This window comes from Paraburkholderia sp. (assembly GCF_035656215.1).
GTDB lineage: Bacteria > Pseudomonadota > Gammaproteobacteria > Burkholderiales > Burkholderiaceae > Paraburkholderia.
Genome location: NZ_DASRSY010000445.1, coordinates 1 through 8920 on the forward strand (window position 1 = coordinate 1; position 8920 = coordinate 8920).

The 8920-nt window shown below is 61.5% G+C and carries 8 protein-coding genes; 5 read left to right on the top strand and 3 right to left on the bottom strand.

Annotated features, from left to right (window positions below):
• From VFE81_RS26145 to VFE81_RS26165, 5 genes are all read left to right on the top strand, one after another.
• On the top strand, positions 1–433 hold a 433-nt coding region (locus tag VFE81_RS26145), incomplete at its 5' end, for an SDR family oxidoreductase (protein WP_325047355.1).
• A 173-nt stretch (positions 434–606) separates the two neighbouring features.
• A complete protein-coding gene (locus VFE81_RS26150) occupies positions 607–1833 on the top strand; it encodes an acyl-CoA dehydrogenase family protein (RefSeq protein ID WP_325047356.1) in 1227 nt (408 codons plus the stop codon).
• Positions 1834–1938: 105 nt separating this feature from the next.
• Positions 1939–3648, top strand: a complete 1710-nt coding sequence (locus tag VFE81_RS26155) for a long-chain fatty acid--CoA ligase (protein WP_325047357.1) — start codon at positions 1939–1941, stop codon at positions 3646–3648.
• 5 nt (positions 3649–3653) lie between these two features.
• Entirely contained in the window at positions 3654–5210 is a 1557-nt protein-coding gene (locus VFE81_RS26160; RefSeq protein ID WP_325047358.1) for a class I adenylate-forming enzyme family protein, read from the top strand.
• 57 nt (positions 5211–5267) lie between these two features.
• Positions 5268–6173 carry an SDR family oxidoreductase gene (locus VFE81_RS26165; protein WP_325047359.1) on the top strand — a complete coding sequence of 302 codons (906 nt, stop codon included), beginning with the start codon at positions 5268–5270 and terminating at the stop codon, positions 6171–6173.
• Positions 6174–6339: 166 nt separating this feature from the next.
• Here VFE81_RS26165 and VFE81_RS26170 read toward each other — a convergent pair whose 3' ends face one another.
• From VFE81_RS26170 to VFE81_RS26180, 3 genes are all read right to left on the bottom strand, one after another.
• Complete coding sequence (locus VFE81_RS26170) at positions 6340–7524, bottom strand: ABC transporter substrate-binding protein (RefSeq protein ID WP_325047360.1); 1185 nt, start codon at positions 7522–7524, stop codon at positions 6340–6342.
• A 72-nt stretch (positions 7525–7596) separates the two neighbouring features.
• Positions 7597–8304 (bottom strand): ABC transporter ATP-binding protein, encoded by a 708-nt coding sequence (locus VFE81_RS26175; protein ID WP_325047361.1) that lies wholly within the window; start codon positions 8302–8304, stop codon positions 7597–7599.
• Positions 8291–8920 (bottom strand): ABC transporter ATP-binding protein (locus tag VFE81_RS26180; protein WP_325047362.1); only part of this gene is annotated, 630 nt, incomplete at its 5' end. The genes VFE81_RS26175 and VFE81_RS26180, both read right to left, overlap by 14 nt.

An 8920-nucleotide genomic window follows, 5' to 3' on the forward strand; every position in this document is an offset into this window, starting at 1 on the left:
GGTGATGAACCTGAATGTCAACGCACCGTTTTTCGTCGCTCGCGAAGTCGGTAAGCGCAGCATGATTCCGCGCCGTGCCGGCAAGATCATCAATATCGCCTCGGTAGCGGGCCTGAAGGGTTCGCCACCCGGCATGAACACGATTGCGTACAACACCTCCAAGGCCGCGGCGATCAACTTTACGCGGGCGCTCGCGGCGGAGTGGGGCAAGTACAACATCAACGTCAACGCGATCTGCCCGGGCTTTTTCCCGTCGAAGATGTCGGCGGGTTTGCTCGACAAACTCGAAGACACCATCATCTCGCGCACGCCTTTGCAGCGTCTCGGTGGCGATGAGGATCTCAAAGGTCCGATCGTGTTTCTCGCGAGTGAGGCGTCGCGTCATATCACTGGCCAGTATTTCGCAGTGGATGGCGGCTCGATCATTGTCTGAGTGACTGGTTTCGAGGCGCTGCGCGAGCGTATTGCCGCGCTGCGCTGCGCTCGCATAAAAACAGCTTTGCATGGGATCGGAGTAAGTGCTCTGCATGGGACCAAAGTAACGCGCTAAAGCGCGAACTCTGGTCGACAGCTAAAGCGCTAACTCCGATCGACAGGAGACGCCGTATGGATTTTCAGCACTCGGACAAGGTCAAGAGTTTGCAGCAGCGCCTGAACGCTTTCATGGACGAGTACGTCTATCCAGCCGAGGCGATCTTCGAAGCGCAGATGGACACGGCGCGCGAATCCGGTAACCGGTGGCAGCCCGCACCGGTGATCGAGGAACTGAAAGAGAAAGCGAAGGCCGTGGGCTTGTGGAATCTGTTCCTGCCCGAGTCGAAATACGGTGCGGGCCTCACCAATCTGGAATACGCGCCGCTGTGCGAAATCATGGGGCGATCGCATATCGGCGCGGAGCCGTTCAATTGCTCGGCACCGGACACGGGCAACATGGAAACGCTGGTGCGTTACGCCACGCCCGAGCAGCAACAACAATGGCTGCTGCCGTTGCTCGACGGCACGATCCGCTCGGCATTCGCGATGACAGAGCCGGAGGTGGCGTCGTCGGATGCGACCAATATCGAAGCGCGCATCGAACGTGACGGCGACGAATACATTCTGAACGGCCGCAAATGGTGGACCTCGGGAGCGAACGATCCGCGCTGCAAGGTGCTGATCTTCATGGGCAAGTCCAATCCGGATCATACGAACCGGCATCAACAGCAATCGATGATTCTGGTGCCCAAGGACACGCCTGGCGTGAAAGTGCTGCGTCATCTGCCGGTATTCGGCTATGACGACGCTCCGCACGGCCACGCCGAAATCTCGTTTGAAAACGTGCGCGTGCCGGTCAGCAACATGCTGCTCGGTGAGGGCCGCGGCTTCGAGATCGCGCAAGGGCGGCTCGGACCGGGCCGCATCCATCACTGCATGCGTTTAATCGGGCGCGCCGAGCGCGCACTCGAAGCGATGTGCCGTCGCTCGCTGGAGCGTGTGGCGTTCGGTCGGCCGATTGCCGATCAGGGCGTCACGCGTGAGCGGATCGCGAATGCCCGCATCATGATCGATCAGACGCGGTTTCTGGTGCTGAATGCGGCGCACAAAATGGATACGGTCGGCAATAAAGACGCGCGTCAGGAGATCGCCATGATCAAGGTGGCCGCGCCGAGCATGGCATGCCAGGTGATCGACTGGGCGATGCAGGTGCATGGCGGCGGCGCGGTCAGCGACGACTTCGGCCTCGCGCGTGCGTATGCGAGTTCGCGCACGCTGCGTTTTGCGGATGGACCCGACGAAGTGCACCGCAATGCCATCGCGAAGATGGAGCTTGGGCGCCACCTCGGGCGTTCATAAAGCCCCTGAGACTCATGAGTCAGCCGCATCCGCCACGCGGCGGATGTGAACGAAGCGCGCACCCCCAGTGTGAAACGCGCACAGACAGTAAAGCAGGAGACGCTGATGAACGAACGCCATCACCCGCATTGGCCGCCGCAAGTGCCACTGCATCTGACGCTGCCCGAGACCAACATTTTCTATAACGCCGAGGTGTCGGCAGCGCGTTTTCCCAACAAGCCGTTCATTGTCTTCTACAACACGCCGGTCACGTTCGGGGAGTTCAAGGACGAAGCCGAGCGCATCGCGGGATTCCTTCAGCAGGAGTGCCACGTTAAGGCGGGCGATCGTGTGCTGCTTTACATGCAGAACAGCCCGCAATGGATCATCGCTTACTACGGGATCCTGCGCGCGAACGCCGTGGTGGTGCCGGTCAATCCGATGAACATGAGCGGTGAGTTGGTTCACTACGTCGAAGACAGCGGGGCAACCACGATCATCGCGCCGCAATGTCTGTTCGCGAACGTTGAGCCGCTGATCGGGACCGGGCCCGGTCAGGGCATCGAGCATGCCATCGTCGCGACGTATAGCGATTACGTGAAGCGGCCATCGCCGATTCCCGTGCCGGAATTCGTGGCGGCGCCGCGCAAGACATTCGATATTCCCGGCGTCACGCCATGGCGCGAGGTGCTCGAGCGGCGTATCGCGCCGGGTCCGCTGACCACCGGTCCAGACGATCTGTGCGTAATGCCGTATACGTCCGGCACCACCGGCAAGCCGAAGGGTTGCATGCACACGCACCGCAGTGTGATGAGCACGCTGCTTGGCGGCTGCGTGTGGTTTTCGGCGCCGCCGGACGGTGTGTATCTATCGATATTGCCGTTCTTTCACGTGACCGGCATGCAAGGCGGCATGAACAGCGCAGTCTTCTCCGGTGCAACGATCGTCGTGTTGCCGCGCTGGGATCGGGAAGCGGCGGCGCAATGCATGCAGAAATATCGCGTGACCGCGTGGCAGTCGATCACGGCGATGATGGTCGACTTTCTGTCGAATCCGAAGCTCGGCGAATACGATCTGTCGAGCCTGACAGGCGCGCGAGGCGGCGGCGCGGCAATGCCGGATGCCATTGCCAGAAAGCTCAAATCGCTGACGGGGCTCGATTATGTCGAAGGCTACGGCATGTCCGAAACGATTGCCGGCACGCATATCAATCCGCCGCATCGCCCGAAGCCGCAGTGCCTGGGCATTCCGGTGTTCGACGTGGACTCGCGCGTGATCGATCCGGTCACGTTGCAGGAACTCCCGCAAGGCGAAACGGGCGAGATCGTCGTGAACGCGCCGCAGGTCATGCAAGGCTACTGGCGCAATCCGAAGGGTACAGAAGAAGCGTTTATCCAACTCGACGGCAAGCGTTTTCTGCGTACCGGCGACCTCGGTCATATCGACGAGGAGGGGTATTTCTTCATGACCGATCGGCTCAAGCGCATGATCAATGCGTCGGGCTACAAAGTCTGGCCTGCGGAAGTCGAGGCGCTGATGTACCGGCATCCGGCGATTCACGAGGTGTGCGTGATCGGCGTAAAGGACGTGAAGCGCGGTGAAACCGTGAAGGCGCTGGTGGTGCCCGCTGCGGCGCACGCCGGCACGATCACTGAGCAGGACATCATCGACTGGTCGCATGAGCAGATGGCGTCTTACAAGGCGCCGCGTATCGTCGAGTTCGTGACGTCGTTGCCGAAGTCGGGTAGCGGCAAGATTCTGTGGCGCAAGTTGCAGGAAGAGGATGCGGCGCGCACGGCGGCGGCTGATGAGAGCAACGGTACCCAGGGAGGCTGACAGCAATGGGCTGGCTTGAAGCGTTATTGGACGAACCGTTCGTCTGCATCACCGACATGCTCCGCCGTTTCGCCAAAGAACGCGGTGAACACGCGGCGTTGATTTGCGACGGTGAGGTGGTGACCTACGCTGCGCTGGACGCGCGAGTCGATCGCTTTGCCGCCGCATTGCAGCGCGACGGCATCAAGCCTTGCGATGCGATCGCGTTGTGCGCTGCCGCCTCGGTGGAATATGCGGTAGCGTTTCTCGGCGGCCTGCGGGCAGGGGCGGCGGTTGCGCCGCTCGCGCCGTCGTCGAGTGCGGCGAGTCTTGTCAGCATGATCGGCAACGCCGGCGCGCGGTTGTTGTTCCTCGATGCAGACGTCAAGCGTTTGCTCGAACCGGTGGCCGCAGAAATCAGCGCAATCCCGGTGGCATTAGATGTCCACGCAGGCAGTACCGCGCTCGAAGCGTGGCTCGCGCCGAACGGCGCTACGCCTGAAGCCGTAACGATCGATCCGGCGTGGCCGTTCAACATCATCTATTCGTCAGGCACCACGGGCACGCCAAAAGGTATCGTGCAATCACACGGCATGCGCTGGGCTTACGCGGTGCGCAGCATTCTGCGCGGCTATGGTCCCGACGCCACGACGCTGATCTCCACGCCGTTATATTCGAACACAACGCTCGTGAGTTTCATGCCGACGCTGACCTTCGGCGGCACGGTCGTGTTGATGCCGAAATTCGATGCCACACGTTATCTCGAGCTTGCGCAACAGTACCGCGTCACGCATACGATGCTGGTGCCCGTTCAGTATCAGCGCCTGATGGCGCATCCGGACTTCGACCGTTACGACCTTTCCGGTTTCCAGGCCAAGTTCTGCACGAGCGCGCCGTTCGCGGCGAGCGTGAAGGCGGACGTGGTGCGCCGCTGGCCGGGCAAGCTCACCGAGTACTACGGCATGACCGAAGGCGGTGGGTCGTGTCAACTGGAGGCCGACGAATTCCCCACCAAGCTGCACACGGTCGGCAAACCGATGGAAGGTCACGATATCCGCCTGATCGACGAACTCGGCAACGAGGTGGCAGCAGGCGAGGTGGGCGAAATCGTCGGCCATTCGCCCGCAATGATGACCGGCTACTACCGTCAACCGGACAAGACTGCCGAGGCGGAGTGGTACGACCCGAGCGGCAAGCGCTTCATCCGCACGGGAGATATGGGCCGCTTCGATGCCGACGGGTTTTTGACGCTGCTCGATCGCAAGAAGGACATGATTATTTCGGGTGGCTTCAACGTCTATCCGAGCGATCTCGAAACTGAACTGTGCTCCCACCCGGACGTCGCGGATGTGGCCGTGGTGGGCGCGCAATCAGAGCAGTGGGGCGAGACACCGGTTGCGTTCGTGGTGCGCCGCCCGCTTGCCCAGATCGACGCCGACACGCTCCTTGCCTGGGTCAACGCGCGGCTCGGCAAGATGCAGCGGCTCTCCGCGCTGACCTTCATGGACGCGTTGCCGCGCAGCCCGATCGGCAAGGTATTGAAACGCGAATTGCGCGAGCAGTTTTATCCCGCTGGGCGTTGACGCAGTATAGAGACGCCTCAAAACACTTGAATACACCAACTGGCAATGGGACAAGGCATGGAAAATTTTGACGGCAAGGTTGCGGTTATCACCGGTGCCGGCTCCGGATTCGGCCGTGAATTCGCACGGCTCGGCACGAAGCTCGGCATGCGCCTCGTACTCGCCGACGTGCAACAGGACGCACTCGACGAAACGTTCGCCGAGGTGAGCGCAGCCGGCGCGCAGGCCATCGCGCGCCGAGTCGATGTTGCGAAGGGCGAGGAAATCGACGCGCTGGCCCGCGCCACGCTCGACACCTACGGCGGCGTGCATCTGGTCTTCAACAACGCCGGCGTAGGCGGCAGCGGTGGCCTCATATGGGAGAACACCGAACGCGACTGGCAATGGTTGTTCGGTGTCAACGTGTGGGGCGTGATTCATGGCGTGCGAGCTTTCACGCCGCTAATGCTCGAAGCCGCCAAACTCGATCCGGCCTATCGAGGACACATCGTCAATACGGCATCGATGGCCGGCATGCTCAATCCGCCGATGATGGGTCCCTACAACGTGTCGAAACACGCCGTGGTGTCGCTGACCGAGTCGCTGTATCAGGATCTTTCGCTGGTCACACAGCAGGTGGCATGCGCGGTGCTGTGCCCGTATTTCGTGCCGACGGGTATCGCGAAGGCGCATCGCAACCGTCCGTCCGAACTGGATAACGATACGCCGCCGACCATGTCGCAACGTGTATCACGCGCACTGAGCGAGAAGGCAGTGAGTTCGGGGAAGGTGAGCGCGGAGCAGGTAGCGGGGATGGTGTTCGATGCAATCCGTGAAGAGCAGTTCTATATTTTTTCACATCCGCATGCGCTAGCCGCCGTGAAAACGCGCGCGGAGGATATCGTCACGCCGCGCAATCCGACCGATCCGTTTGCCGAGCGGCCTGAGGTGCGTGCACAGATCATCGAAGCGTTGAAAGGGTAGTCGAGTCGCGCGATCCGGCCGATTCGATTACCGAACGGCCGCAGGGGCGTGAGTACATCATCAAATGAGTTGAAGAGATAAACGTGAGTCGGCGTGGCCTGCCGAATTGGAATGCGCGAAGCGCCGTGGAAACCACGGCGCTTTTTTTAACGTTTATATCGCGTCATCACTTCGCCGCAGTCAGCGAGCTCAGCACCGCCGACTTCAACTGACCACCCTGAACCACCGCCGCCACCGGATTGCCGATCACAAAGCCACCGTGCTCGTCGACGCCCGTCACGCTTTGTGGATTAGCCTGCGGCGGCAGCGCCTTCACCGCCTTATCGAACTGATTGCGGATCGCAGTCGCGTCGCTGACGCTGCCGGCCAGCTTCATCGCGAGTGCCGTTGCGTAGACCGCGGTGTAGTTCAGCGATACCTCCTGGCTCGGGTCTCGCCCGCCATGGGTCTTTCGGAAGCGTTCCACAAACATTTTTGCGTTCGGCGTGTCGTCGTTGGCCAACGGCAATACGCCGATCGCACCGTTCAGCGCCGCATAGCCACCGGTGACCTTGGCCACTTCGTCGAGCTTGGCCTGATCCATCACGATAAAGCCACCCTTGAAGCCCAGTTCGCGCGCCTGCTGCGCAATCAGGCCGGTCGGCTCGGACGGGCCGCCGATAAACATCACATCGGGTTTGGCCGCCAGCACACGGCTCACGCCGCTGTAGAAATCGGTGGCGCGGTTATACGACATCGCATTGTCCGCGACGACCGTGCCGCCCGCTGCTTCCCACGCGGGTTTGAATGCGGCGACCCAGACCTTGCCGTAGTCGGTATCGGTGGCGGCGAGTGCAACCTTCTTGCCGTATGTCGCCATTTCGTACTTGATGAAGGCGTTCAGATACGACGTGAACGCAGGTGGAATACGCACAGTGAGCTTGTTGCCGCGCTCGCTGATCTGCGGCACGCTCGTGTACGAGAGCAGCAGCAATTTCTGTTGCTCGTTGCTGGTCTGCACCGCAAAACCGCCACCCGAATGCGGCACGAGCACCACGGCGGCCTGTTGTTCCTGTGCGAGACGGCGTGCGTTGATCGCGGTTTCCGCGGGGTTGTACTTGTCGTCGAGCGGCACGATTTCGAATTTGATTTTCTTGCCGGCCACTTCGATGCCGGCCTGATTGACGTCGGCTGCGGCCATCTGCATGCCTTCGAGCACTTCCTGGCCGTACTTCGCCGCGCCGCCGCTCAACGGACCGGAGTAGCCGATATGCACCACCTGCTGCGCCATCGCGGCGCCCGAGCCCAAGAGCGCAGTCGTAGCGACTGCCGCACACAGGCCGGCCCGTCTGCACAAGTGTTTGATCGTCATATGTGTCTCCTTTGATTTATAGAATGTGCCTGCGCTCAGGGTCTCGTTGCGCGGGCCGTGCATCAAATCCGTTCAACCGCCGACGTAAGCGCGCCGGATCGCTTCGTTGTTCATCAGGCTCGCGTGATCGCCTTCGAGCACGATGCGGCCGTTCTCGATGACATACGCACGGTGCGCGATCTTCAACGCCGCGAACGCGTTCTGCTCGGCGAGCAGTACTGTCGTGCCCGCACGATTGATCTGCTGGATCACCTCGAATACCTGCTTGACGACCAGTGGGGCGAGACCGAGCGACGGTTCGTCGAGCAGCAACACCTTGGGCCGGGCCATCATCGCGCGGCCGATCGCCACCATCTGCTGCTGTCCGCCGGACAGCGAGCCGGCCGGATGGTCCTTGCGTTCGGCGAGAAGCGGGAATAGCGAGAACACCTGCTCGAGATTGCGTTGATTGCCAGCCTTGTCGCCGCGATGCACGTAGGCGCCGAGCGTGAGGTTCTTCAGCACCGACATGCCCGGAAACAGCTTGCGGCCCTCGGGGCATTGAATCACGCCGCTGCGCACGATCTGCGCCGGCGTCATGCCGAGCAACTCGCGTGTTCCCAGGCGCAGGCTGCCGCTCGTGGCGCGGCGCAAGCCGCTCGTCGCGAGAAAGATCGAACTCTTGCCCGCACCGTTGGCGCCGAGCAGTACCACCAGTTCGCCGTCGTCCGCGTGCAGATTGATGCCGTCCAGTGCGCGGAAACTGCCGTAATCGAGCGCGACGTTCTCAAACTTCAGCATGCTCGCTCCCAAGGTAAGCGTCGATCACGGCCGGGTTCGCGCGAATTTCGGTCGGCGTGCCTTCAGCAATTTTCTTGCCGTAGTTCAGCACCATGATGCGATCGGCGAGCTTCATGATCATGTTCATCTTGTGTTCGACAAGGCACACCGTTACGCCGTGTTTGACCAGCTTGCGGATCAGTTCGGCGAGGCCTTCGGTCTCTTCGGGATTCACGCCGCCCGCCGGTTCGTCGAGCAGCATCAGGCTCGGTTCGGTGCTGAGTGCGAGCGCGACAGCCGCGCGTTTGCGCTCTTCCTGCGAGATGTCGCCGGCCATCCGTTCCGCAATTGCCGACAAACCGACGAAGTCCAAAGCCTCGCGTGCTTTTTCACGGCAAATGCGTTCTTCCCGTTTGAGCCGCGTTGAATGCGTCAGCACGTCCCACAGCCCTGAGCGCGTGCGCAGCCGGTGGCCGACGATCAGGTTGTCGAGCACGCTGGCCCGGTCGAACAACGCGGTGGATTGAAACGTGCGCGCGACACCGAGGCGCGCCATCTGATCGGCGCCCAGCGTTGTCACATCCTGGCCCTTGAAGACGATGCGTCCCGAGCTCGGCAGATGGGTGCCGCTGATCAG